21 protein-coding genes and 1 pseudogene are annotated in these 24,878 nt (G+C 64.8%); 10 read left to right on the forward strand and 12 right to left on the reverse strand.

Annotation, left to right across the window (positions count from 1 at the left end):
* Positions 1–14 precede the first annotated feature (14 nt).
* Positions 15–2,579 carry a TonB-dependent receptor gene (locus tag ACM62G_RS04580; RefSeq protein ID WP_273819233.1) on the forward strand — a complete coding sequence of 855 codons (2,565 nt, stop codon included), beginning with the start codon at positions 15–17 and terminating at the stop codon, positions 2,577–2,579.
* Positions 2,580–2,728: 149 nt separating this feature from the next.
* Here ACM62G_RS04580 and ACM62G_RS04585 read toward each other — a convergent pair whose 3' ends face one another.
* Both ACM62G_RS04585 and ACM62G_RS04590 read right to left on the reverse strand, forming a co-directional pair.
* Complete coding sequence (locus ACM62G_RS04585; RefSeq protein ID WP_017905997.1) at positions 2,729–3,034, reverse strand: ribbon-helix-helix domain-containing protein; 306 nt, start codon at positions 3,032–3,034, stop codon at positions 2,729–2,731.
* Between the two features lie 14 nt (positions 3,035–3,048).
* The gene (locus ACM62G_RS04590) at positions 3,049–3,630 is read right to left on the reverse strand and encodes a DJ-1/PfpI family protein (protein ID WP_054058276.1); all 582 of its coding nucleotides are present in this window, start codon (positions 3,628–3,630) and stop codon (positions 3,049–3,051) included.
* A gap of 204 nt (positions 3,631–3,834) precedes the next feature.
* Here ACM62G_RS04590 and ACM62G_RS04595 point away from each other — a divergent pair, with 204 nt between their 5' ends.
* Positions 3,835–4,746, forward strand: coding sequence for a DMT family transporter (locus ACM62G_RS04595; protein WP_273819232.1), 912 nt, complete (start codon positions 3,835–3,837; stop codon positions 4,744–4,746).
* Here ACM62G_RS04595 and ACM62G_RS04600 read toward each other — a convergent pair.
* From ACM62G_RS04600 to ACM62G_RS04615, 4 genes are read right to left on the reverse strand one after another with little or no spacing between them, the layout of a single operon-like run.
* Positions 4,734–5,951, reverse strand: a complete 1,218-nt coding sequence (locus tag ACM62G_RS04600; protein ID WP_419736760.1) for a class I SAM-dependent methyltransferase — start codon at positions 5,949–5,951, stop codon at positions 4,734–4,736. The two genes, ACM62G_RS04595 and ACM62G_RS04600, sit on opposite strands and share 13 nt — an antisense overlap.
* A gap of 54 nt (positions 5,952–6,005) precedes the next feature.
* Complete coding sequence (locus ACM62G_RS04605; protein WP_054058279.1) at positions 6,006–6,623, reverse strand: TPM domain-containing protein; 618 nt, start codon at positions 6,621–6,623, stop codon at positions 6,006–6,008.
* Positions 6,624–6,651: 28 nt separating this feature from the next.
* Complete coding sequence (locus tag ACM62G_RS04610) at positions 6,652–7,362, reverse strand: TPM domain-containing protein (RefSeq protein WP_054063972.1); 711 nt, start codon at positions 7,360–7,362, stop codon at positions 6,652–6,654.
* A gap of 28 nt (positions 7,363–7,390) precedes the next feature.
* On the reverse strand, positions 7,391–7,999 hold the full coding sequence (locus ACM62G_RS04615) for a LemA family protein (RefSeq protein WP_054063971.1): 609 nt from the start codon (positions 7,997–7,999) through the stop codon (positions 7,391–7,393).
* A gap of 236 nt (positions 8,000–8,235) precedes the next feature.
* On the opposite strand from ACM62G_RS04615, the gene bglX reads away from it, so the two are divergent.
* The 6 genes and pseudogenes from bglX (at position 8,236) to ACM62G_RS04645 (ending at position 16,977) form a co-directional block, all read left to right on the forward strand.
* A complete protein-coding gene (gene bglX / locus ACM62G_RS04620; protein ID WP_054058282.1) occupies positions 8,236–10,527 on the forward strand; it encodes a beta-glucosidase BglX in 2,292 nt (763 codons plus the stop codon).
* Between the two features lie 152 nt (positions 10,528–10,679).
* A pseudogene (locus ACM62G_RS04625) lies at positions 10,680–12,445 on the forward strand (sensor histidine kinase).
* A complete protein-coding gene (locus ACM62G_RS04630) occupies positions 12,439–13,764 on the forward strand; it encodes a sigma-54-dependent transcriptional regulator (protein ID WP_273819224.1) in 1,326 nt (441 codons plus the stop codon). The pseudogene ACM62G_RS04625 and the gene ACM62G_RS04630 overlap by 7 nt, the downstream one beginning before the upstream one ends.
* A gap of 289 nt (positions 13,765–14,053) precedes the next feature.
* Positions 14,054–15,376: an MFS transporter gene (locus ACM62G_RS04635; protein WP_054060843.1), complete on the forward strand. Its 1,323-nt coding sequence runs from the start codon at positions 14,054–14,056 to the stop codon at positions 15,374–15,376.
* Between the two features lie 323 nt (positions 15,377–15,699).
* Complete coding sequence (locus tag ACM62G_RS04640; RefSeq protein ID WP_419736761.1) at positions 15,700–16,182, forward strand: hypothetical protein; 483 nt, start codon at positions 15,700–15,702, stop codon at positions 16,180–16,182.
* A gap of 165 nt (positions 16,183–16,347) precedes the next feature.
* Positions 16,348–16,977, forward strand: a complete 630-nt coding sequence (locus tag ACM62G_RS04645) for a flavin reductase family protein (RefSeq protein ID WP_054060845.1) — start codon at positions 16,348–16,350, stop codon at positions 16,975–16,977.
* Between the two features lie 14 nt (positions 16,978–16,991).
* Here the strand turns inward: ACM62G_RS04645 and ACM62G_RS04650 are convergent, their stop codons facing one another.
* Together ACM62G_RS04650 and ACM62G_RS04655 are read right to left on the reverse strand one after the other, a co-directional pair.
* Positions 16,992–17,222 (reverse strand): hypothetical protein, encoded by a 231-nt coding sequence (locus ACM62G_RS04650; protein WP_054060846.1) that lies wholly within the window; start codon positions 17,220–17,222, stop codon positions 16,992–16,994.
* A 39-nt stretch (positions 17,223–17,261) separates the two neighbouring features.
* Positions 17,262–17,627, reverse strand: coding sequence for a putative quinol monooxygenase (locus ACM62G_RS04655; RefSeq protein WP_054060847.1), 366 nt, complete (start codon positions 17,625–17,627; stop codon positions 17,262–17,264).
* A 347-nt stretch (positions 17,628–17,974) separates the two neighbouring features.
* Here ACM62G_RS04655 and ACM62G_RS04660 point away from each other — a divergent pair, with 347 nt between their 5' ends.
* Entirely contained in the window at positions 17,975–18,904 is a 930-nt protein-coding gene (locus tag ACM62G_RS04660; RefSeq protein ID WP_054060848.1) for an AraC family transcriptional regulator, read from the forward strand.
* Positions 18,905–18,916: 12 nt separating this feature from the next.
* On the opposite strand, the gene ACM62G_RS04665 is transcribed toward ACM62G_RS04660, so the two are convergent.
* The gene (locus ACM62G_RS04665; RefSeq protein ID WP_419736762.1) at positions 18,917–20,365 is read right to left on the reverse strand and encodes an aldehyde dehydrogenase family protein; all 1,449 of its coding nucleotides are present in this window, start codon (positions 20,363–20,365) and stop codon (positions 18,917–18,919) included.
* Positions 20,365–22,002 carry a 5-guanidino-2-oxopentanoate decarboxylase gene (locus ACM62G_RS04670; RefSeq protein WP_419737486.1) on the reverse strand — a complete coding sequence of 546 codons (1,638 nt, stop codon included), beginning with the start codon at positions 22,000–22,002 and terminating at the stop codon, positions 20,365–20,367. Before ACM62G_RS04670 ends, ACM62G_RS04665 begins: the two co-directional genes overlap by 1 nt.
* Positions 22,003–22,139: 137 nt before the next feature.
* Here ACM62G_RS04670 and ACM62G_RS04675 point away from each other — a divergent pair, with 137 nt between their 5' ends.
* Positions 22,140–23,030 (forward strand): LysR substrate-binding domain-containing protein, encoded by an 891-nt coding sequence (locus ACM62G_RS04675; RefSeq protein WP_419736763.1) that lies wholly within the window; start codon positions 22,140–22,142, stop codon positions 23,028–23,030.
* A gap of 149 nt (positions 23,031–23,179) precedes the next feature.
* On the opposite strand, the gene ACM62G_RS04680 is transcribed toward ACM62G_RS04675, so the two are convergent.
* Together ACM62G_RS04680 and ACM62G_RS04685 are read right to left on the reverse strand one after the other, a co-directional pair.
* Positions 23,180–23,794, reverse strand: a complete 615-nt coding sequence (locus tag ACM62G_RS04680) for an NAD(P)-dependent oxidoreductase (RefSeq protein WP_054057988.1) — start codon at positions 23,792–23,794, stop codon at positions 23,180–23,182.
* A gap of 105 nt (positions 23,795–23,899) precedes the next feature.
* Positions 23,900–24,784, reverse strand: coding sequence for an MBL fold metallo-hydrolase (locus ACM62G_RS04685; protein WP_419736764.1), 885 nt, complete (start codon positions 24,782–24,784; stop codon positions 23,900–23,902).
* Positions 24,785–24,878 lie beyond the last annotated feature (94 nt).

Here is a 24,878-nt window from a genome sequence, read left to right on the forward strand (position 1 = left end):
CACCGGGGGATTCAATGTTTCGCGCCGCTCACGAGTTGTTCCATCACTGTTCCCGTCCAACCCTGATCGCCGCCTGCCTGATGGCCAGCCTGCCGGTCCAGGCCGCCGACAAGGTCGCCATGAGCCTGCCGGCGCAGTCGCTGGCGACCTCCCTCAGCCAGGTGGCACAGAAGACCCACATCCAGTTGCTGTTCGACGAGGAACAGTTGCACAACATCCAGGCCCGCGCGCTGGAAGGTCAGTTCACCGCCCAGGAAGCCATCGGCCTGCTGCTCAAGGGCGGCAACTTCAAACTGCTCATGGTCGGCAACACCTTCGTGATCCGCAAGGCCGACGCTGAGCCAACCCCCGACAAGGGCGCCATCCAGCTGGGCGCGGTGAGCATCCTCGGCGACGGCAAGGAAGTGGACTCCAGCAGCGTCGGCCGCTCGACCCTGACCAAGGACGATATCGAGCGCAGCCAGCCGGGCAACATCCCCTCGCTGCTCTCGACCCTGCCCGGCATCAGCATGGGCGGCTCGATGAAGCCCGGCGGGCAGACCATCAATATCTGGGGCCTGGGCGACGCCGAGGACGTGCCGCTGACCGTCGACGGCGCCACCAAGAGCAGTTTCGAGCGCTACCAGCAGGGCACCATTTTCATCGAGCCGGAACTGATCAAGAGCATCGAGGTGGAAAAGGGCCCGCACTCGCCCGAAACCGGCAACGGCGGCTTCGGCGGCACGGTGCACATGGAAACCAAGGATGCTCCCGACCTGCTGGAAAAAGGCCGCAACAGTGGCGCCATGGTCAAGTACGGCTACGCCAGCAACAACCATGAGCAGACCTACAGCGGCGCGACCTACGGCCGTACCGACGATGGCAAGGCCGACGGCCTGGTATTCCTGACCAAGCGTGACGGCGGTGACCTGAAACTGGCCGAAACGCCACCCAATCCCAACAACCAGTATCCGATCAATCCCAAGCGCCTTCCCAACAGCGCCCAGGACCTGGATGCGGTGCTGCTCAAGCTCAACCTGAATCTCACCGACGAGCAGAGCCTCAAGCTCTCCTACTCGCGCTCCAACAGCGAGCGCTGGACACCGTTCTCGGCTCAGAGCTACCCGACACCACCGACCGCTTCCAACATCCGCCAGTACGGCTACGAGGGCGCGTTGAAACGGATGCTGGCCAATCGTGAAACCATCGACACCACCTGGTCGGGCAAGTACGAATACAAGCCACTGGACAACCCGCTGGTGGACTTGCAGATCAAGTACTCGCAGTCCAACACCGACCAGACCGACGAGCGCAACGCCAGCGCCTTCTTCAGCCTGGCCACCGGCGGACGCAAGATGGACACCGAATACCGGGACCGCGAACTGGAGATCAAGAACACCAGCCTGTTCGACACCGGTTCCCTGCAGCACGCGCTGACGGTCGGCACGCAGATCCGCAAGCACGCCCGCGAAACCGAGATGTGGATGCCGGGCAGCACCTACAACACCGCCCGCTACAACTACGGCCACTTCCAGCCGGGTTTCATGCCCCACGGCAAGGTGGACGCCAATGCCTTCTTCATCGAGGACGCCGTGACCCTGGGCGACTTCACCCTGACCCCGTCGCTGCGCTACGACCACGTGCGCAACCGTGGCGAGGCCAACGACGCACCGTACTATTCCAACCCCGATCCGGCCATCGGCCACGACTACAGCGACCGCACCTACACCGGCTGGTCGCCACGCCTGGCGGCCTTCTGGCGGGTGACGCCGACCCAGGGCCTGTACGCCAACTACAGCAAGACCTGGCGGGCCCCGGTGATCGACGAGCAATACGAAGTCCAGGGGCTGGGCAGCCGCACCGCCACCAGTGTCGACCTCGACCCCGAGCGCATCACCGCGCTGCGTTTGGGCAGCATCAGCAACTTCTCCAAGCTGCTGACCGACAACGACGACCTGATGATCCGCACCACCTTCCTACACAACCGCATCGAGGACGAGATCTTCAAGGCCACCGGCGTGGGCTGCGCCAACCAGGCGATCAATGGCGGTACCATCAGCACCGCCTGCCCGCCGGGCCCGATGTCCAACTACCGCAACGTCGGCGGCACGACCATCAAGGGCTTCGAGGTCGAAAGTTTCTACGACTCCAGCTACCTGTTCGGTCAATTGTCCTATAGCTACCTGACCGGCAAGCGCGACAACCCGTACACCAACCCCTGGGGGCCATCGGTCTGGGCACGGGACATTCCGCCGGCCAAATGGGTGGTGCTGCTCGGTACCAAGATCCCGAGCCTGGATGCCCGCGTCGGCTGGCAGGGCGTCTACGTGCGCAAGACCGACCGGGTACCCAGCGACAAGTACAGCCGCGGCCCGGGCACCAGTGTCGGCGATGCCTTCTACGACCAGTACGAAAACGACAGTTACGTGGTGCAGAGCGTGTTCGCCCAGTGGAAACCGCAGCAGCGCTACCTGAAGGGCACGGAAGTGAACCTGACGGTGGATAACCTGATGAACCGCAACTACCGCCCGGAATTGAGCGGCGACCGGGCCTACAGCGTGGGGCGCAACCTCAAGGTCAGCCTGACCCGCTACTTCTGACCCTCACCTGACCTGGTGAAGGCAGCTTTCCTGTGGGGACTGCTTTCCTGTGGGAGCGGGCTTGCCCGCGAATAGGCCCTTGAGGGCGCCAAAAGCTTCGCGGGCAAGCCCGCTCCCACATAAAGCCAATGGGGCCGGCCATGGCCCCATCAGCCGGCGTTCGCCCGCACCACGCTCAACTCCCGGACCTGGGCCCGTTTCTGGCTCAGGTAACGGGTACAGCCGACCCGCAGGAACGAGGCGAAATTCACCACCTCGCCGCGATAGTCCATCACCTCCTCATACAGGCGGGTGATCATCTGGTTGGTGGTCACGCCCTCCCCCTCGGCCATCTCGCTGAGGATGTCCCAGAACTGATTTTCCAGGCGCAGGGTGGTCACCACGCCACCGATGCGCAGTGAGCGGGAACGCGACTCGTAGAGGATCGGATCGGCCTTGACGTAGAGTTCGCACATCGGCGCTGCCTCGCTTACAGGGTGATTTGGGTGCCCAGCAGGCCAAGGAACGCCGCCAGCCAGCTCGGATGCGCCGGCCAGGCCGGTGCGGTGGCGAGGTTGCCCTGGACATGGGCCTGGCTGACCGCGATATCGATGTAGCGGCCACCGGCCAGGCGCACTTCCGGGGCACAGGCCGGGTAGGCACTGCACTCGCGACCTTCAAGGATACCCGCCGCCGCCAGCAATTGCGCGCCGTGGCACACTGCGGCGATCGGCTTGCCGGCCTGGTCGAAGGCCTGTACCAGTTGCAGCACCCTGTCGTTCAGGCGCAGGTATTCCGGGGCACGACCACCGGGAATCAGCAGGCCGTCGTAATCGGCGGCATCGACCTGGGCGAAGTCGAAGTTCAGCGCAAACAGGTGCCCGGGCTTCTCGCTGTAGGTCTGGTCGCCCTCGAAATCATGAATCGCGGTGCGTACGGTCTGGCCGGCGGTCTTGTCCGGACACACGGCATGCACCTGGTGACCAACCATCTGCAGCGCCTGGAACGGCACCATCACTTCGTAGTCTTCGACGTAATCGCCAACCAGCATCAGGATCTTTTTCGCGGCCATGGGGTGAACTCCTCTGGGTGAACGCTTGGGCAGACAAGAGTAGCCAAGGTAGCCCCTGAGCACCCGGGCGGGTAATCGCCGGCTACTACGGTTGTCCGCCCCCGAACTGTACGGACAACTCTGTGCCCAGCTGTAGCAGCCCCCGCCGCAGGCTTTATGGCTGAATGAACACCCGTTCTCCAGCCTACTTTCGGTTCTCTCCCTATGTCTTCCCGTGAAAACACCGGCATGCTGCTCGGCCTGCTGGGCGTCGTGATCTTCAGCCTGACCCTGCCCTTCACCCGCATCGTGGTGCAGGAAATCAACCCGCTGCTCAATGGCCTCGGCCGAGCCCTGGTGGCGGCGATTCCGGCGGCGGCGCTGTTGTTGTGGCGACGGGAGAAATGGCCGACCTGGAGCCAGTTCAAGGGCCTGTGGCTGGTGATCGCCGGGGTGATCCTCGGTTTCCCGGTGCTTTCGGCGTGGGCCATGCAGAGCCTGCCGGCCTCCCACGGTGCGCTGGTCAACGGCCTGCAACCTTTGTGCGTGGCGTTGTATGCAGCTTGGCTGTCCCATGAGCGGCCATCGAGAGCCTTCTGGGCTTGCGCGGCCCTGGGCAGTGCGCTGGTGCTCGGCTATGCCCTGCTCAGCGGCGCCGGCAGCATCCAGGCCGGTGATCTGCTGATGCTCGGCGCCATCGCGGTCGGCGGCCTCGGCTATGCCGAAGGTGGGCGTCTGGCCCGGGAAATGGGCGGCTGGCAGGTGATCTGCTGGGCACTGGTGCTGTCGGTGCCGGTATTGATCGGACCAGTGCTGTACCTGGCGGTGCAACACCAGGGCGCGGTTTCCGCCAGGACCTGGTGGGCCTTCGGCTACGTGGCGATGTTCTCGCAGTTTCTCGGGTTCTTCGCCTGGTACGCCGGGCTGGCCCTGGGCGGCATCGCCCGGGTCAGCCAGATCCAACTGCTGCAGATCTTCTTCACCATCGCCTTCTCGGCGCTGTTCTTCGGTGAGCATGTCGAGCCGGTGACCTGGCTGTTCGCCGCCGGCGTGATCGTCACGGTGATGCTGGGGCGCAAGGCCGGGGTACGCCCGGCGCAACCGGGCCAGTTGCCGTCCGGGGTTCAGCTCAAGTAGCCATCGGCGCGCAGCAGGATTTCCAGGCAATGCTCCTGGATGGCATAGAACGCCTTGAGTTCCTCGATCTTCGCCAGCAGCCGGGCCGGGCCCTGGGGCTCGGCCCGCTTGACCGCGAGGATCATTTTGTTCTTGTTGGTGTGTTCCAGGGAGATGAACTCGAAGACCTTGGTCTCGTAGCCACAGGCCTCGAGGAACAGCGCCCGCAGGCTGTCGGTGACCATCTCGGCCTGCTGGCCCAGGTGCAGGCCGTATTGCAGCATCGGCTTGAGCAGCGCGGGGCTCTGGATCTGCTGGCGGATCTGCTTGTGGCAGCATGGCGAACACATGATGATCGAAGCCCCGGAGCGGATACCGGTGTGGATCGCATAGTCGGTGGCGATATCGCAGGCATGCAGGGCGATCATCACCTCCAGTTCGCTCGGCGCCACGCTGCGCACATCGCCGCACTTGAACACTAGCCCGGGATGTTCCAGGCGGGCCGCGGCCGCGTTGCACAGAGTGACCATGTCCTCGCGCAGTTCGACGCCGGTCACCTCGGCCACCGCCTGTCGGGTGTTGCACAGGTAATCGTGGATGGCGAAGGTCAGGTAGCCCTTGCCCGAACCGAAGTCCGCCACCCGTACCGGCCGGTCGAGCGGGATCGGTGAACTGCCCAGGGCGTGTGAAAACACCTCGATGAACTTGTTGATCTGCTTCCACTTGCGCGACATCGCCGGGATCAGCTCATGCTGGCGGTTGGTCACGCCCAGGTCGGCCAGGAACGGCCGGCTCAGTTCCAGGTAGCGGTTCTTCTCGCGATTGTGCTCGGCCGAGGGCACCTCGCGCTCCTGCCGGGCCTTGCCCTTGAACAGCGTGCTCTTGCCCTTCTTGCCGTATTCGAGCTGGATCTCGTCGGTCAGCGACAGCAGGTGGGCGTTCCTGAACGACGCCGGCAGCAGCGCCGCGACGTTCGCCACGCCTTCGGCCAGGGAGAAGTTCTTGGTGATGTCGCGGGTCTTGTAGCGGTAGACGAAGGACAGGCAGGGCTGGTCCCTGACCGTCAACTGCTTGATGATCAACCGCTGCAGGTCTGCCTCGGCGCCGACATGCCTGGCCAGTACCAGCTTGATGAAGGCATTCTGCGCCAGGCTGGTTTCGAGCAGTTCGATGAACTGGGCGTGATGGTCCGGCACGGACTGGGCGGGTTTTGCAGTGACTGACATGTAGGGAAACGCCTCGGGCGTGCGGAATCTGATCTGGGAATGCCGGGCATTGTATCAGCCCAGCACCACCAGGCGGTTCGGCAACTCGTTGCGCGTCTGGGTCAGGGGTACATGGGTGATCAGCAGCTTGCCGCAGTCCTCGATGCAGGAGAGAAAGCCCTGCAGCGTCTGCCCCTGCCTGACCTGCTCGGTGAACGCCTTGACGATGGGTTCCCAGACGCTGTTGTCCAGGCGTCGGGCAATGCCCTCGTCAACCAGGATCTCCACATAGCGCTCGGCCTCACTGACGAAGATCAGCACCCCGGTACCGCCAACCGTGTGGTGCAGGTTCTGTTCGAGAAACTGCCGCCGCGCCAGCCCCGAGGCGCGCCAGTGCCGCACCGAGCGCGGAATCAGCCGGCTGGTGACCGACGGGATGCGAAACAGCAGGCACAGCACGATGAAGCTGCTCCACTGCACCGCCAGCAAGGCGTGTCCGTTCAGCCAGCCGAAGACGAAGTTGATGACGCCCGGTACCAGCAGCGCCAACAGGCTGGCCCAGAGCAACGGGATATAGGCGTAGTCGTCGGCACGGCTGGCCAGTACCGTCACCAGTTCCGCATCGGTCTGCCGCTCCACCCGCGCGATCGCCTCGGCGACCTGGCGCTGTTCGTATTCACTGAGTAAGGCCATGGTTGTGCTGCTCTCTCATTATTATGGGTTACCAACTGCCCGACGATCCGCCGCCGCCAAAACTGCCGCCGCCACCGCTGAAGCCACCGCCGGAACGACTGCCACCGCCGCCGCCCAGGCCACCGGACCCGCCACCCCTGGGCCCATAGCCCATCAGTTGCATGATCGCGCAGAACAGCACGAACAGCACGCAGAGCAAGCCGACCAGGAACGGGTGTCGCGAACCGAAGTCCCCCTCCGGCTCGGGTTCGTCCTGTACCTTGCCGCCCAGGGTATCAAGCATCGCCTCGACCCCGGAGCGGATACCGCTGGAAACATGACCACGCTTGAACTGCGGCACGATCAACTGGTTGATGATCAGCGAAGCGCGGGCATCGGTCAGGCGTTCCTCAAGGCCGTAACCGACCTCGATACGCACCTTGCGCTCGTCACGGGCGACGATCAGCAGCGCACCGTTGTTGCGATCCTTCTGGCCGATGCCCCAGTGCCGGCCCAACTGGTAGCCGAATTCCTCGATGGTTGCGCCCTGCAGGTTCGGCAGGGTGACCACCACGATCTGCTCGCCCGTGGCCTTTTCGTGGGCCTGCAACTCCCGGCTCAGGTCCTCGGCCACCGCGGCGTCGATCATCCCGGCATTGTCCACCACCCGTCCGGTCAGTTCGGGAAACTGCAAGTCGGCCCTGGCCACCATTGCCAGCGTGCAGAGCAACAGCCACAGGGCGCTCTTGAAAATACGCATGCCTACCTCATCCGTGATGACACAGCGGTCAGAACTTCACTTGCGGTGCCTTGTCGGCATCCTGGGCGGTCGCCTCGAAGTTCGGCCGCAGCGGCAGGTCGCTGTACATCAGGCTGTGCCAGAGACGGCCGGGAAAAGTGCGGATCTCGGTGTTGTACTTCTCCACGCTGAGGATGAAGTCGCGCCGGGCCACGCTGATGCGGTTCTCGGTGCCTTCGAGCTGGGACTGCAGGGCGAGGAAGTTCTGGTTCGACTTCAGGTCCGGATAACGCTCCGACACCACCATCAGCCGGCTCAGCGCGCCGGTCAGTTGGCCCTGGGCATCCTGGTACTGCTTGAGCTTCTCCGGGTTGTCCAGGGTACTGGCATCGACCTGCACCGAGGTCGCCCGCGAGCGGGCCTCGATCACCGCGGTCAGGGTGTCCTGCTCCTGCTTCGCGTAGCCCTTGACCGTTTCCACCAGGTTCGGAATCAGGTCCGCGCGCCGCTGGTACTGGTTCTGTACCTGGGCCCAGTTGGCCTTCACCTGCTCGTCGTAGGTGGGAATGTTGTTGATGCCGCAGCCCGCCAGCATGCTGGCCAGCAGGGCCAGGGCGGCGATTCTCCAGCTCGAACGCAAACCTTGGAATGCATGCATGCTCGAAACGCTCCTTGAAACGATAAAAAGGGACAATGGCCAGGGCCCTGCGTAGGGCATAATCCGCCCCCGCCACTGGAATGTATGAAGCCAATCAGCTAAAAGATGCCCAGCGCGAAAAACAGTTCAGCAGTGTGCTGGATTTATTGGCACAACAATAGCCGCTCCCAATAACGAAACAGCCCGGCCGGCGCCCAACGAGCAGTCGCTGGATCGGACTCCCGAGATAATCATTCATGAAGAAGCTGTGTTTGCTGGGCCTTGCTGTCGGCCTGGCCAGTCTCCCGGTTGCGGCGGACACGAAGTCCGCTCCCATCGAAAACAAGGACGCCTTCATCGCCAACCTGATGAAGCAGATGACCCTCGAGGAAAAGATCGGCCAGTTGCGTCTGATCAGCATCGGTCCGGAAATGCCCCGCGAACTGATCCGCAAGGAAATCGCCGCGGGCAACATCGGCGGCACCTTCAACTCCATTTCCCGCCCGGAAAACCGTCCGATGCAGGACGCGGCCATGCGCAGCCGGCTGAAGATCCCGATGTTCTTCGCCTATGACGTGATCCACGGCCACCGCACCATCTTCCCGATCAGCCTGGGCCTGGCCTCCAGCTGGGACATGGACGCCATCGGCCGCTCCGGGCGTATCGCTGCCCAGGAAGCCAGTGCCGACAGCCTCGACATCACCTTCGCGCCGATGGTCGACATCTCCCGCGACCCGCGCTGGGGCCGTACCTCCGAAGGCTTCGGCGAAGACACCTATCTGGTCTCGCGCATCGCCAAGGTGATGGTCCAGGCCTACCAGGGCAAGAGCCCGAGCGCGCCCGACAGCATCATGGCCAGCGTCAAGCACTTCGCCCTGTACGGCGCGGTGGAAGGCGGCCGCGACTACAACGTGGTCGACATGAGCCCGGTGAAGATGTACCAGACCTACCTGCCGCCCTACCGCGCCGCCATCGACGCCGGCGCAGGCGGGGTGATGGTCGCGCTGAACTCGGTCAACGGCGTGCCCGCCACCTCCAACACCTGGCTGATGCAGGACCTGCTGCGCAAGGACTGGGGCTTCAAGGGCCTGGCGGTCAGCGACCACGGGGCGATTTTCGAACTGCTCAAGCATGGCGTCGCCAAGGACGGTCGCGAAGCGGCCAAGCTGGCGATCAAGGCCGGCATCGACATGAGCATGAACGACTCCCTGTACGGCAAGGAACTGCCGGGGCTGATCAAGTCCGGCGAAGTGCCGCAGCGCGAGCTGGACAACGCCGTGCGTGAAGTGCTCGGTGCCAAGTACGACATGGGCCTGTTCAAGGACCCGTACCTGCGTATCGGCAAGGCCGAAGACGATCCGGCCGACACCAATGCCGAGAGCCGCCTGCACCGCGCCGAAGCCCGCGACGTGGCCAAGCGCAGCCTGGTGCTGCTCAAGAACGAGAAACAGACCCTGCCGCTGGCGAAGTCGGCGAAGATCGCCGTGGTCGGTCCGCTGGCCAAGGCCCCGATCGACATGATGGGCAGTTGGGCCGCCGCTGGCCAACCCGCGCAATCGGTCACCCTATTCGACGGCATGAGCCGCGCCCTGGGTGACAAGGGTCAACTGGTCTATGCCCGCGGCTCGAATATCACCACCGACAAGAAGATCGTCGATTACCTCAACTTCCTCAACTTCGATGCGCCGGAAGTGGTCGATGACCCGCGTCCCGAGCAGCAGTTGATCGACGAAGCGGTCAAGGCCGCGCAGCAGGCCGACGTGGTGGTGGCCGCGGTGGGCGAATCGCGCGGCATGTCCCACGAATCGTCGAGCCGTACCGACCTGAACATCCCCGAGACCCAGCGCAAGCTGATCACCGCCCTCAAGGCGACCGGCAAGCCGCTGGTACTGGTGCTGATGAACGGCCGTCCGCTGACCATCGGCCAGGAACAGGACCAGGCCGACGCCGTGCTGGAAACCTGGTTCAGCGGGACCGAAGGCGGCAACGCCATCGCCGACGTGCTGTTCGGCGACTACAACCCGTCGGGCAAGCTGCCGATCACCTTCCCGCGCTCGGTCGGCCAGGTGCCGATGTACTACAACCACCTGACCATCGGCCGGCCGTTCACGCCGGGCAAGCCGGGCAACTACACCTCGCAGTACTTCGACGAGGAAAACACCCCGCTGTATCCGTTCGGCTACGGCCTGAGCTACACCGACTTCAGCCTGAGCAACATGGCACTGTCGTCGACCACGCTGAACAAGAGCGGCAAGCTCGACGCCAGCATCACCGTGCGCAACACCGGCAAGCGTGATGGCGAGACCGTGGTGCAGTTGTACATCCAGGACGTGGCCGGCTCAATGATCCGTCCGGTCAAGGAACTGAAGAACTTCCAGAAGGTGATGCTCAAGGCCGGGGAAGAGAAGGTCATCCACTTCACCATCGACGAGAACGACCTGAAGTTCTACAACACCCAGCTCAAGTACGTGGCCGAGCCGGGCAAGTTCAACGTGCAGATTGGCCTGGATTCCCGGGACGTGACGCAACAGAGCTTCGAATTGCTGTAACAGGGTTACCCGTGCCCTGAGGGCTCCCCACCGTGGGAGCCTGACTCTCCGGGAGCGGGCTGCGGCGCCCACCGCACCACCCGCCCCTTCTGCATCCCCCGCTCCATGGCGTGTTATCTTTCCCGCCCTCTCTCCAGCCTGTCATTGCCCGCATGCCGCCGATCCCTCGTTCCCTGCGCCTGCTGCTCCATACCCTGCTGATTCTCGCGGGCACCGTGCTGGCCGCCGGCTGGGCAATGCACCGTGCCACGCAGCAGGCACTGCTGGACGATGCCGTCCGCGGACGGGGGCAGCTGGCGCTGTACGCCAACTCCCTGCACACCCTGATCGAACGATACCGCGCCATGCCGGCCGTGATCGCCCTGGACCCGGAACTGCGCCAGGCCCTCAACGGACCGCTCACCGCGCAACAGCAGGATGCGCTCAACCGCAAGCTGGAACGCATGAACGGCGCCGCACGTTCCTCGACCCTGCAACTGCTCGATCGCAACGGCCTGTCGGTGGCCGCCAGCAACTGGCGCCTGCCCAGCAGCTACGTCGGCCATTACTACGGCTTTCGCCCCTACTTCAACCAGACCCGCAGCGAAGGCAGCGGGCATTTCTACGCGGTCGGGGTGACCAGCGGGATTCCCGGCTACTTCCTCTCCAGCGCGGTGCTCAACGACAACGGCGAGTTCATCGGTGCCATGGTGGTCAAGCTGGAGTTCCCCGAGATCGAACGCGAATGGGGCAAGGGCAGCGACATCCTGCTGGTCAGCGACGCCCGCGACATCGTGTTCATCTCCAACCAGCCGGCCTGGCGCTATCGCCTGCTGCGCCCACTGTCGGACAACGACCGCAGCGAAATCGGCCGTACCCGCCAGTACGACAAGCAGCCACTGAGCACCATCGAGCATCAGACCCTGCGGGTGTTCGACAGCCACAGTTACCTGAGCCGGGTGGCCACGCCCGATGGCAGCGCCGATCTGCTCTGGGAATCGCTGCCGCTGGACACCGAGAACTGGACCCTGCACCTGCTGCGCAAGCCGCAACTGGCCGCCGAGGAACGGCGCAATGCCGGGCTCGCCGGTGCCGGCCTGTGGCTGACCCTGGTGTTTCTCGTCCTGTTCCTCAGCCAGCGCTGGCGTCTGGCCCGCCTGCGCCAGCGCAGCCGCGCGGAGCTGGAGCGACTGGTGGAGGAGCGCACCCGCGACCTGCGCACGGCCCAGGATGGCCTGGTGCAGTCGGCCAAGCTGGCGGCGCTGGGACAGATGTCCGCCGCCCTGGCCCACGAGATCAACCAGCCGCTGACCGCCCAGCGCATGCAACTGGCGACCCTGCGCCTGCTGCTCGACCACGGTCGGCTCGACGCCGCCCGGGAAGCACTGGCCCCCTGGAGCAAATGCTGACCCGGATGGCCGCTCTCACCGGCCATCTCAAGACCTACGCCCGGCAAAGCCCCAGCGGCCTGCGCGAGCCGCTGGACCTGGCCGGCGTGGTCGACCAGGCGCTGCACCTGCTCGACCCGCGCCTGCGGGAGGACAACGTCAGCATCGCCCTGCACCTGACCCGGCCGGCCAGGGTCCGCGGCGATGCGATCCGCCTCGAACAGGTGCTGATCAACCTGCTGCGCAACGCGCTCGACGCCATGCGTGACAAGCCACTCAAGCGCCTGGAAATCCGCATCGAGGCCGACCAGCAACTGTGGCTGTTGACGGTGGCCGACAGCGGCGGTGGAATTGCCGAGGAACATCTGGCCAAAGTCTTCGATCCGTTCTTCACCACCAAGCCGGTCGGCGAGGGCCTCGGCCTGGGGCTGGCGGTTTCCTATGCGATCGTCCATGAACAGGGCGGCCGCCTGAGCGTCGTCAACCGGCACGACGGCGCCTGCTTCACCCTGGCCCTGCCAATCGCCGTGGAGGTCCGTGAACCATGTTGAACTCGGTAATCGTGGTCGATGACGAAGCCAGCATTCGCACGGCCGTGGAACAGTGGCTGAGCCTGTCGGGCTTCTCGGTCCGGTTGTTCAGCCGCGCCGAGGAGTGCCTGGCGCAACTGCCGGCGCACTTTCCCGGGGTGATCATCAGCGACGTGCGCATGCCCGGTCTCAGCGGCCTGGAACTGCTGGCGCGGGTGCGGGCACTCGACGCCGACCTGCCGGTGATCCTGCTGACCGGCCACGGCGACGTGCCGATGGCGGTCGAGGCGATGCGTGACGGTGCCTACGACTTCCTGGAAAAGCCCTTCAGCCCCGAAGCCCTGCTCGGCAGCCTCGGCCGTGCCCTGGAGAAACGCCGACTGGTGCTGGAGAACCGCCGCCTGCACGAACAGGCCGACAGCCGCTCACGCCTCGACGCCTGCCTGCTGGGCGTGTCCCGCAGCCTGCAGACCCTGCGCCGGCAAGTGCTGGAACTGGCGCCCCTGCCGGTCAACGTGCTGATCCGCGGCGAGACCGGCAGCGGCAAGGAACGGGTCGCCCGCTGCCTGCATGACTTCGGGCCGCGTTCGAGCAAACCGTTCGTCGCGCTCAACTGCGCGGCGATTCCCGAGCCACTGTTCGAAGCCGAGTTGTTCGGCCATGAGAGCGGCGCCTTCACCGGCGCCCAGGGCAAGCGGATCGGCAAGCTCGAATATGCCCATGGCGGCACCCTGTTTCTCGACGAGATCGAGAGCATGCCACTGGCCCAGCAGGTGAAACTGCTACGGGTGCTGCAGGAACAGAAGCTCGAACGCCTGGGTTCCAACCAGAGCATCCCGGTCGACCTGCGCATCGTTGCCGCGACCAAGCCCGACCTGCTGGAAGAGTCCCGGGCCGGACGTTTCCGCGAGGACCTGGCGTATCGGCTGACGGTGGCCGAACTGCGCCTGCCACCCTTGCGCGAGCGGCGCGAAGACATCCCGCTGCTGTTCGAACACTTTGCCCAGGACGCGGCCGAGCGCCTGGGGCGCCGTGCGACGCCATTGAGCGGGTCGCAACTGGTCCGGCTGCTGAGCCATGACTGGCCGGGCAACGTCCGCGAACTGGCCAACGCCGCCGAACGCTCGGTGCTCGGCCTGGGCGAGCCGGAACCGGTCAATATCGATCCGGGCCAGTCCCTCGCGGCGCAACAGGAGGCCTTCGAGGCGCAGTGCCTGCGCTCGGCCTTGACCCGGCACAAGGGTGACGTCAAGGCGGTGCTCGAAGAACTGCAACTGCCAAGGCGCACCTTCAACGAGAAGCTGCAACGCCACGGACTGACCCGCGAGATGTTCCTGTAGCAACGACGCAACCTGTAGGAGCCGGGCTTGCCCGCGAAAAAGATGACGCGGCCGCTCAGCCATACCCCGTCATCGTTCTTCGCGGGCAAGCCACGCTCCTACAGATAGCGTCGTTCGTATCGGCGGTTTTCCGCTCAAGCCCCACTCCGGCATAAGCGGATTTCCGCTCACCCAATCCTGCCAACCGCTCTGGAACGGGCCTTACAGCCCTGGCATGGCTCCTGCTATGGAGGGGTCAGGCTGCGCTCCCGCGCGCTCTACAACAACAATGACTCATAAGGTTCCCTAGATGGATAACTCCACTACCCTTCCCCTGGGGTCGGCGGTCGCGCCGGCACAAGAAAGAACCACCGCCAGCCGCCTGAAATCGATTTTCAGCGGATCGGTCGGCAACATGGTCGAGTGGTACGACTGGTACGTCTACGCCGCCTTCTCGCTGTACTTCGCCAAGGTCTTCTTCCCCAAGGGTGACACCACCGCCCAACTGCTCAACACCGCCGCGATCTTCGCCGTGGGCTTCCTGATGCGCCCGATCGGCGGCTGGCTGATGGGCCTGTACGCCGACCGCAAGGGCCGCAAGGCGGCCCTGATGGCCTCGGTCCTGCTGATGTGCGCAGGCTCGCTGATCATCGCCCTCACCCCCGGTTATGAAACCATCGGCATCGGCGCGCCGATCCTGCTGGTGGTTGCCCGCCTGATGCAGGGGCTGTCGGTCGGCGGCGAATACGGTACCTCCGCCACCTACCTCAGCGAGATGGCCACCAGGCAGAGCCGTGGCTTCTATTCCAGTTTCCAGTACGTGACCCTGATCTCCGGCCAGCTCATCGCCCTGGCAGTGCTGATCGTGCTACAGCAGGTTCTCAGTGTCGAACAACTGCAGGACTGGGGCTGGCGGATTCCCTTCGGTATCGGCGCCCTGTGCGCGGTGGTCGCGCTCTACCTGCGTCGCGGCATGGAAGAAACCGAGTCGTTCGTGAAGAAGAAGGAAAAGCCGAAAGAGAGCCTGATGCGCACGCTGCTGCGTCATCCCAAGGAACTGCTGACCGTGGTCGGCCTGACCATGGGTGGCACCCTGGCGTTCTACACCTACACCACCTACATGCAGAAGTACCTGGTGAACACCGTCGGCATGAGCATCTCCGACTCCACCACGATCTCGGCGGCAACGCTGTTCCTGTTCATGTGCCTGCAGCCAGTGGTCGGTGCGCTCTCGGACAAGGTGGGCCGGCGGCCGATCCTGATCGCCTTCGGGATTCTCGGGACACTCTGCACCGTACCGATCCTGAGCACCCTGCACACCATCCAGACCTGGTGGGGCGCATTCTTCCTGATCATGGCGGCGCTGATCATCGTCAGCGGCTACACCTCGATCAACGCGGTGGTGAAGGCCGAGCTGTTCCCCACCGAGATCCGCGCCCTGGGCGTGGGCCTGCCCTACGCACTGACCGTATCGATCTTCGGCGGCACCGCCGAATACATCGCGCTGTGGTTCAAGAGCATCGGCATGGAGACCGGCTACTACTGGTACGTGACCGCCTGCATCGCGGTGTCGCTGCTGGTGTATGTCACCATGAAGGACACCCGTCGGCATTCGCGGATCGAGACCGACTGATAACCTTTCCTCGTGTGGGCCTCCCATGACGGGCCGACACTGCTCTTGGCTGGGAGCCGGTTTGCCGGCTCCCACCCGTCCAACGCTCAAGACTCTTGGCAATTAATGGCCCGTTAATTCCCGCCCCTCATCCTGATCCTACGCCGAATCGACTTGCGCACCCGCCCTCCAGGCATCCAGTGACCGCCGTCTGATCGCGCCGCCAACAACATCGAATAATTCGATTTGTTTAAGCATTAATTTGCGCTTTTTAATCAAATTAACAAGCGTAATATCACTTCCACACCCACTGAGCAAAACCAAACCCAACTGGAGCAACCACCATGAACACCAAACTGATCCTCGCCCTGACCCTTTCCGTACTGGCCGCCAATACCTACGCCGCCGATGGCTACAGCCACACCCCAGCCGCCTATCGCGTGGCTGCCGACGGTTATGACAAGACCCCAGGTGCCAACGCTGTGGCTGCCGATGGCTACGACAAGACTCCCGGTGCCAACGCCATCGCGGCCGACGGCTACGACAAGACTCCCGGTGCCAACGCCATCGCGGCCGACGGCTACGACAAGACTCCCGGTGCCAACGCCATCGCGGCCGACGGCTACGACAAGACCCCAGGTGCCAACGCCATTGCGGCCGACGGCTACGACAAGACCCCAGGTGCCAACGCCATTGCGGCCGACGGCTACGACAAGACCCCAGGTGCCAACGCCATTGCGGCCGACGGCTACGACAAGACCCCAGGTGCCAACGCCATTGCGGCCGACGGCTACGACAAGACTCCTGGCGCTGCGGCAATCAGCTGACAGACCCGGATGGCATCACAGCCCGGCTCAAGCCGGGCTTAGTCATTTCTGGAGGGAAGGAAAATCCGCACGCCAGAGGCAACGTCCTGCGAACGGCCTATCGCCTTTGTCCGCGATGCCAAGCACACTATCGATCCCCGATTGTCCCTGCGGAACCCGCGAACCATGCCTGACGATATTCACTATTACGAACCTGCCAATGGCCACGGCCTGCCCCACGATCCGTTCAACGCCATCGTCGGCCCACGCCCCATCGGCTGGATCTCCTCACAGAGTGCCGAGGGCCGGCTGAACCTGGCGCCCTACAGTTTCTTCAACGCCTTCAACTACATCCCACCGATCATCGGCTTCTCCAGCGTCGGCCGCAAAGACAGCCTGAACAACATCGAACAGACCGGCGAATTCGCCTGGAACCTAGCCACCCGCCCGCTGGCCGAGGCGATGAACCAGAGCTGTGCCGCCGTACCGCCCGAGGTCGATGAGTTCCAGTTGGCCGGTCTGACGCCCGTGGCGTCGAAGGTGATCAGCGTACCGCGGGTGCAGGAAAGCCCGGTGTCCTTCGAATGCAAGGTCACCCAGATCATTCAGTTGCAACGCGCAGACCAGGCCCTGGTGCCGAGCTGGCTGATCCTGGGTGAAGTGGTTGCCGTGCATATCGCCAGGCATCTGCTCAAGGATGGGATCTACGATACCGCCGCCGCCGAACCGATCCTGCGTGGCGGCGGCCCGGCGGACTACTTCCAGCTCGGTCCGCAAGCCCTGTTCAAGATGTACCGTCCACAAGTGACGGGTTGATCACTGCGGCCCCATCACCAGGACAGTTCGCCCTCGGCGTCGACGTCGATCAGCCGCGCCAGTTCCTGCTCGGCGGCCTGATCGGCCTCGAGGGCGGTCTTGAATGTCTGCTCTGCAAGGATTTTATGAAAACGCGGTGGCTCGAAACCGCCCAGGGCCTTTACCGCAATCGCCGCGTTGTAGCCGGCTTCGCCGCGAACGGCTGCTGAAACTGCTTCGAACTGTGCAAACTCTCTACGTGCCATGCCTGTTATCCCGGCCAATTGATCGGCCGGCATTCTAAATCAGCTGGCCAGCCGTTGCAGGGAACCTGCGCTGGACAAATGATAGTCGCACTGGGCACGGGCGGCGGACACCTCGCTGAAAGTATGGAAATCCAGGCTGTCGACCACCAGGTCCTGCACCAGCTCACCGAACACCTGCATGGCCGGCGTGTTGAAGTAGGCGGTCATGGCCGGCTGGTTGGCCCAGAAACCGGACACCAGCCAGAGGTCGGCATCGGCCAGGGAGTGTTGCAGGGAGAACTGCAGGCAACCGGGTGCCTGGCGGGACGGTTCGATCAGGCTGCTCAGACGGGCGCCCAGCTCGGCGGAGCGCCCCGGGCGGGCGCGAACGAAGGCCATGTGACTGACGGGGATATGCTTGGACATGCTCGGCTCTCCCGAAAGGAATGTTGTGCTTGCACCATCAACCGCCGGGATGACGGCGACGAATGCATAGATTAGTGCCCACGGCGAGCGCTCGTTAGTCGATTCCTGTCAGCTTATTGCACAATCCTGCCGCAGCGCCTTGCCCCTCGGGTACAGCGCCAGGCCAACGCTCTGCTGGCGGGTCCGGAGTTTTAAGCAAGCCTGGTCTGCGGTCAGCGCAGTCATCCGGCGGTCATGAAGGGTCGCGGCAGGATCAGGCAAGAATTGCGCAGGATCCGGCTGGCGATCCCCCTTGCCCAAACTTAAGCTATGGCCCGTTGAAAGTGACTTTCCCGAGGGGATTCTGCATGCCACTGTCCGAACTGCCGCAAGAACCGATCCCCCCGGAGATGGAAAAACAGCGCCAGGAACTGGCCGACATCATTCGTCGCCACGCCACAGAAGACGGCAACTACCAGACCGCCGTCGACTCGCTGGTGCTGGGGCGCCACAGCCACCCCTATGATTTCGCTCCCGTGCTGGCGCAACCGGCGCTGTGCATCATGGCCCAGGGCCGCAAGGAAATACGCCTGGGCGACGGCCATTTCATCTATGACCCGCTGCATTACCTGGTGGTCTCGGTGTCGATGCCCCTCGCCGGGCGGGTGGTGAATGTCACACCCGAGTCGCCGATCCTGTCCTTGCGCCTGGATATCGACCCGAATGAAATCAGCGCGCTGATCGCCGAAGCCGGTCCCCTGGGTGTGCCCAGCCGACCGACCGGGCTGGGGCTGTATGTCGAGCGTGTGGATACCCCGATGTTCGACGCCCTGCTGCGCCTTTCGCGGCTGCTCGATGCGCCCAAGGACATTCCCATGCTCGCGCCGCTGGTGCGCCGGGAGATCCTCTATCGGCTGTTGCGCAGCCCGCAGGGATATCGCCTGTACGAGATCGCCATCGCCAACAGCCAGGGGCATCGGGTGAACCAGGCGATCAAGTGGTTGAACAGCAACTTCGAGCAGCCGCTGCGCATCGACGACCTGGCACGGGAAGTCAACCTGAGCGTTTCGACGTTGCATCACCGCTTCAAGGCGATGACCGCCATGAGCCCGCTGCAGTACCAGAAGCAGTTGCGCCTGCAGGAAGCACGGCGGCTGATGCTCGCCGAAGGACTGGACGCCTCGGCGGCGGGTTATCGGGTCGGCTACGAAAGCCCGTCGCAGTTCAGCCGCGAATACAGCCGGCTGTTCGGCGCTCCGCCGCTGCGGGATCTGGCGCGGTTGCGCCAGAGTGTCTGAAACGGGCCCAGTTCAGCGGGCCCGCACCACGTGCTTGATCTCCTGGAACGCCTGCAGTCCCCAGGGGCCCAGCTCCCGCCCCAGGCTGCTCCTCTTGTAGCCACCCCACGCCGTCTGCGGGAAGATCACCTGCGGTGCATTGATCCACACCAGGCCGGCCTGCAAGGCATTGGCGATGCGGTCCGCCGCCTCGCCGTCGGTGGTGACGACACTCGCCACCAGGCCGAACTCGCTGTCGTTGGCCAGGGCGATCGCCTCGGCCTCGCTGGCGAAACTGCGTACGCAGACCACCGGCCCGAAGATTTCCTCGCGCCACAATGGGCTGTCCAGCGGCACCTCGGTAAACACCGTCGGCTGCAGGAAGTAGCCGCGGGACAACGCCGGCGGCCGCCCACCGCCACAGACCAGCCGTGCGCCCATGCTCAGGCCACGATCGATGTGCCCCAACACCCGCTGATACTGCGCCTGGTTGACCAGCGCGCCCATCTCCACCTCGGGATCGAACGGATCGGCCACGCGAATGGCTTCAGCCCGCGCCTTCAGGCGCAACAGGAACTCGTCGGCGATCTCGTCGGCGACCAGCACCCGGCTGGTCGCCGAGCACATCTGCCCGGCGTTGAAGAAGGCGCCGCCACTGGCGACTTCGACCGCCAGGTCGAGGTCGGCATCGGCCATGACCAGCAGCGACGATTTGCCCCCCAGTTCCAGGCTGACGCCCTTGATGGTTTCCGCCGCCCGCTGCATCACCTGGACACCCACCGCATTGCTGCCGGTGAAGGAGATCTTCGCCACCCGCGGGTCGGCCGCAAGCGGCGCACCCACCGCCAGGCCGGTGCCGCAGACGAGGTTGAACACCCCGGCCGGCAGGCCGCTGTCGGCAATGATCGAGGCCAGTTCCAGCTCCGGCAACGGCGTCACCTCCGATGGCTTGAGCACCACGCAGCAGCCCGCAGCCAGCGCCGGCGCGAGCTTCCAGGCGGTGGTGACCATCGGGAAGTTCCACGGCACGATCAATCCGACCACGCCACACGGCTCGCGGCGCACGCGAGCGGCGAAGTCGTCGCTGGGCAACGCCACGTCCTGGTCCGGCCGCTCATCCAGGCCCTCGGCCAGGCCGGCGTAGTACTCGAAGGTGGCGATCACGTCCTCGACGTCGATCGCCGCCTCGAACAGCGGCTTGCCGTTGTTGGTCGATTGCAGTTGGATCAGTTTCTCACGACGTTCGCGTACTCCCTCGGCAATTCGCCGCAGTATCGCGCCACGCTCGGCGGCCCGGCTCGCCGACCAGCCGGCGAACGCCCGCACCGCCGCCGCCACCGCCTGCCCGACCGCCTGCTCATCGCCACCGGAAACGCTGCCGAGCAAGGCTTCGGTGGCCGGGTTGATCACGCGCAGCTGTTCGCTGCCGGAACGCCACTGACCATCGATGTAGAGGCCGTCCTGATTCATTTGCGCTTTCATCACTGCCCCCTTCCGTTCATCCAGAGTGCCTGGTCGACTTCAATCAGCGTGGGGCCCGAACTTCCTGCTGCAGCACGCAGGGCGCTGCGCAGGCTTTCCTCGCTGCTGGCGGCCTCGGCGGCACAGCCCAGGCCCTTGGCGACCGCGACGAAGTCCGGGGTATGGATATCCACGCCCACTGGCGTGATGGCGCGGTTGACCATGTATTTCTTGATCTCTTCGTACCCCTGGTTATTCCACAGCAGGACGATCACCGGCGTGCTCGCCTCGACCGCGCTGGCCAGTTCCGGCAGGGTGAACTGCAGGCCGCCGTCACCGATCAGGCAGACCACCGCGCCGCGCTCGTCACGCCGGGAGGAACGCCCGAGCCAGGCGCCGATCGCCGCCGGCAAGGCGTAGCCAAGGGTGCCGTAGCCGGTGGAGGCGTTGAACCAGCGCCGCGCCTGCCGCGGGTTGAGCGTCAGGTTGCCGGTGTACACCGGCTGGGTCGAATCGCCCACCAGCACCGCATCCGGCAGCACCTCGAGAATGGTTTCCAGAAAGCGCGTCTGGGCACGGGTCGGCGCATCCCACTGGCTGTCGAGTTCGGCACGCAGGGCCGCAGCGCGGCGGTGCCCCCAATCGTCGCGGCGCGCAGCCAGGCTGCGGCCATCGAGCGCGACGAGCAACGCTTCGGCCGCCACTTGCGAATCGGACACCAGGGCGACCTTGGGCGGGTAGTTGCGCACGGTCTGGTCCGGGTCGATATCGATGCGCAGCAGGGTACCGGGGATTTCGAAACCACCGGCGAAGGTGATGTCATAGTCGGTTTCCGCCAGCTCGGTGCCGATCGCCAGGACCACGTCGGCCTCGGCCACCAGGGCGCGGGTGGCGACCAGGGACTGGGTCGAGCCGATCAGCAGCGGATGCTCGCCGGGCAGCATGCCCTTGGCGTTGATGGTCAGGGCCACGGGCGCGTCGAGCCGTTCGGCGAGCCGGGTCAGGGCCGGCGCGGCGTCGATGGCACCGCCACCGGCGAGGATCAGCGGGCGTTTGGCAGCCGCGAGCCAGTCGGCCATTTGCGCCACGGCGGCGGGTGCCGCACCGGCCCGGGCAATGTTCACCGGCTGGCTGTCGAGCAAGGCGTCGGCGTTTTCCACCAGCACGTCGAGCGGGATCTCGATATGCACCGGACGCGGCCGCCCGGCCTGGAACAGGGCGAATGCCCGGGCCAGCACCGCAGGCAGTTCAGCCGCCGACATCAGGGTATGGGAGAACGCCGCCACGCCGGCCACCAGGGCGCTCTGGTTCGGCAGTTCATGGAGTTTGCCGCGCCCGCCGCCCAACTGGCTGCGCGACTGCACGCTGGAGATCACCAGCATCGGGATCGAGTCGGCATAGGCCTGCCCCATCGCGGTGGTGATATTGGTCATGCCGGGGCCGGTGATGATGAAGCATACCCCGGGCTTGCCGCTGGTGCGCGCATACCCGTCCGCCATGAAGCCGGCACCCTGCTCATGCCGTGGCGTGATGTGCTCGATGGTTGAGGTCGCCAGGCCGCGATACAGCTCCACGGTATGCACGCCGGGAATGCCGAACACCTGCTCGACCCCGTAGCCCTCCAGTAACTTGACCAATACTTCGCCGCACGTCGCCATCGCTTGCCCCCTGTTGTTCGTCTTGACCGTGGCAGCGCGGGCCACGGTGGTGGCGTTATTGGAGCGTCCGGGCGATGGCGGGCACAACGCAAAAATAGTCATACTAGCCATGTCCTGTCGTCATGCCTGAGTCCGCCATGAAACGTCTTCCACCCTTGCCGGCGCTGCATACCTTTCTGATCACCGCCCAGTGCTGCAACTTCACCCGGGCGGCCGAGCAGTTGCACATCACCCAGGGTGCGGTGAGTCGACAGATCGCCGGGCTGGAGCAGCACCTGGGTTATGCGCTGTTCCAGCGCCAGGCCCGCGGCCTGAGCCTGACCGCCCAGGGACGCGAGCTGTTTCCACGGATACAGGAAGTGTTCCGGCAGATCGAAGAGGCGGTGGACCACGTGGGCGCCGGGCATCCGGCGCTGAAGCTCAAGGCGCCGATCTGCATGATCCGCTGGCTGTTGCCGCGCCTGCTGCACTGGCGCAAGGAGCGTCCGGATGTGCCGGTGGAACTGACCACCAGCCTGCAGCACGGGGTCGATTTCCGCCGCGAGGACTTCGACGTGGCGGTGATCTATGGCGCCCCGCCGGGCCCCGCGGTGACCGCCCACCACCTGTTCGACGAGCAACTGACACCGGTCTGTTCACCCCAGTTGAGGCAGGGCGCGATCGCGCTGGAGCAGGTCAGTGACCTGGAGCACCACACGCTGCTGCACCCCACGCTGGACCAGCAGGACTGGCAGACCTGGCTCGAGGCGGCCGGTGTCAGCCTGGGCAATATCGGCCAGGGCCAGCACCTGGAAACCATGGACGTGGCGATGTCCCTGGCGTCCCAGGGCACGGGCGTGGCGATCGGCGACTGGGCGTTGATCGGCGAGGACCTGAGTGCCGGCCGACTGATGATGCCGTTCGATTTGCGGGTGCGTACCGGGCAGGCGTACTACCTGGCGTATCCGAAGCGCTCGGAGGGGTCGGCGGCGCTGCATGAACTGAGGGAGTGGCTGGTGGGGCAGGCGGCGCAGCGGACTGATCGGTAGGGTCGATGCAACGTTCCGCTATCGCCAGCAAGCCGGCTCCCGGAGTGTCTGCGTCGTCCACCCGTCTTGTGTACGACACACAACCTTTAGGAGCCAGCTCGCTGGCGCTCCGCCGAAGGCGGCCATTCTCCGGCCGCCAACGGACAGGATCAGTAACCGACGGCGAAACGCTGACGCGAGTGGGCGGGTTGCTCGATTTCGTCCAACAGGGCAATCGCATAGTCGGCGAAAGTAATCCAACTGCGCCCTTCGGCACTCACCAGCAGATGATCCTTGCCCAGACGGAAACGGCCGGTGCGCTCACCCTCGACGAACTCCGCCGAGGGCGAGAGGAAGGTCCAGTCCAGTTCCTTTTCCTGGCGCAGGCTCTCCAGGAATGCCGCCCCGGCGCTCGCCTCGGCCTTGTACTCCGGCGGGAAACCGGGACTGTCGATGACCCGGCTGTTGTCCGGCAGCAACAGCGAACCGGCCCCACCGACCACCAGCAGGCGCTTGACCCCGGCCTTCTTCACCGGGCCGATCACCGCCGCCGCTGGCAGCGTGGCGAAGTGTGCGGCACTGATGACCACGTCATGGCCGGCGACCGCCGCTTCCAGCGCCGCGGCGTCCAGCGCATCGACCGCCTTGCTGACCACACCCTCGCGATGGGCGATCTTGGCCGTGTTGCGGGCAATGGCCGTGACGCTGTGGCCGCGACGCAGGGCTTCTTCCAGCAGTTGGCTACCGGCACGACCGGTGGCACCGATGATTGCAATCTTGCTCATGACACTCTCCAGTTCCAATCGAATGACGCTGTGCGTCGAGGGAGTCGTCCTGTCCGGGAACAGGACGCCTGATCCGCGAACCCTTTTGTCAGTGGCCGCGCCGGCTCACCACTTCATTTCACCCTTGGCGACCTTGGCGCTGAGTTCCAGGGAGGATTCCTCGCCGAGGTTCGGATAACGCTGTTTCATCGCCGCGATCAGTTGCGCCGAGTCCTTGGCCTTGGCCGTTTCCTCGTCGAAGGCCTTGATGTAGTCCGCCGTGAATTGTGCAGCGGCCAGCGTATGCGGGCCGTCACCCAGGAAATGGCCCGGCACCAGGATCTTCGGCCGCAGCGCCTGGATCCGTTGCAGCGTCGCCAGCCAGTCCCGGTGGGACTGGGCGGACTGGGTGTCGGCCATCCACACGTGGATGTTCTGTGCGACCACCACGCCGCCGACCACCGCCTTGAGCGACGGGACCCAGACGAAGCTGCGATCCGGCTGCGGACCATCCAGGCCGATCACCTCCAGCTCGCGTCCTTCCAACATCAGACGATTGCCCTGGAGGACCTCCGGCACGATGGTCCTGGCGGGAACATCAGCTCCCATTTTCGGCCCCCAGAACGCCAGCTTGCCGTCGACCGTGGCCTTGATGTGCGCCACGGTCGGTGCCGACGCCAGCACCTTGGCCCGGGGGAAGGCCCTTGTGAGGGTGTCCAGGCCGAAGTAGTAGTCCGGGTCACCATGGCTGATGTAGATGGCGGTCAGTTGCTTGCCACTGGCGCGGATCTTCTCCACCACCTGTTCGGCCTGGGACTTGCCGAACTGGGCGTCGACCAGCACCGCTTCCTTGCTACCGCTGACCAGTACCGAACTGACCGGGAAAATCGCCGAGGTGCCGGGGTTGTAGACATCCAGGGTCAGCGCCGGCTCGGCGGCGGCCGCGTGGGCGGCAAAACCCAGCACCGCGCTGGCGAGCAGGAGGCGGCGAAGTGAGGTGAATCCAATCATGTAACGCTCCGGTATCTGTAGGCCGTGATAGGCGATGGACAGAGCTTAGTTGCCCGAACCGATACAAAAAATGCGATGCTGGGACATAGTTTGT

Source organism: Pseudomonas sp. COR18, from assembly GCF_048568395.1.
GTDB lineage: Bacteria > Pseudomonadota > Gammaproteobacteria > Pseudomonadales > Pseudomonadaceae > Aquipseudomonas > Aquipseudomonas fuscovaginae_B.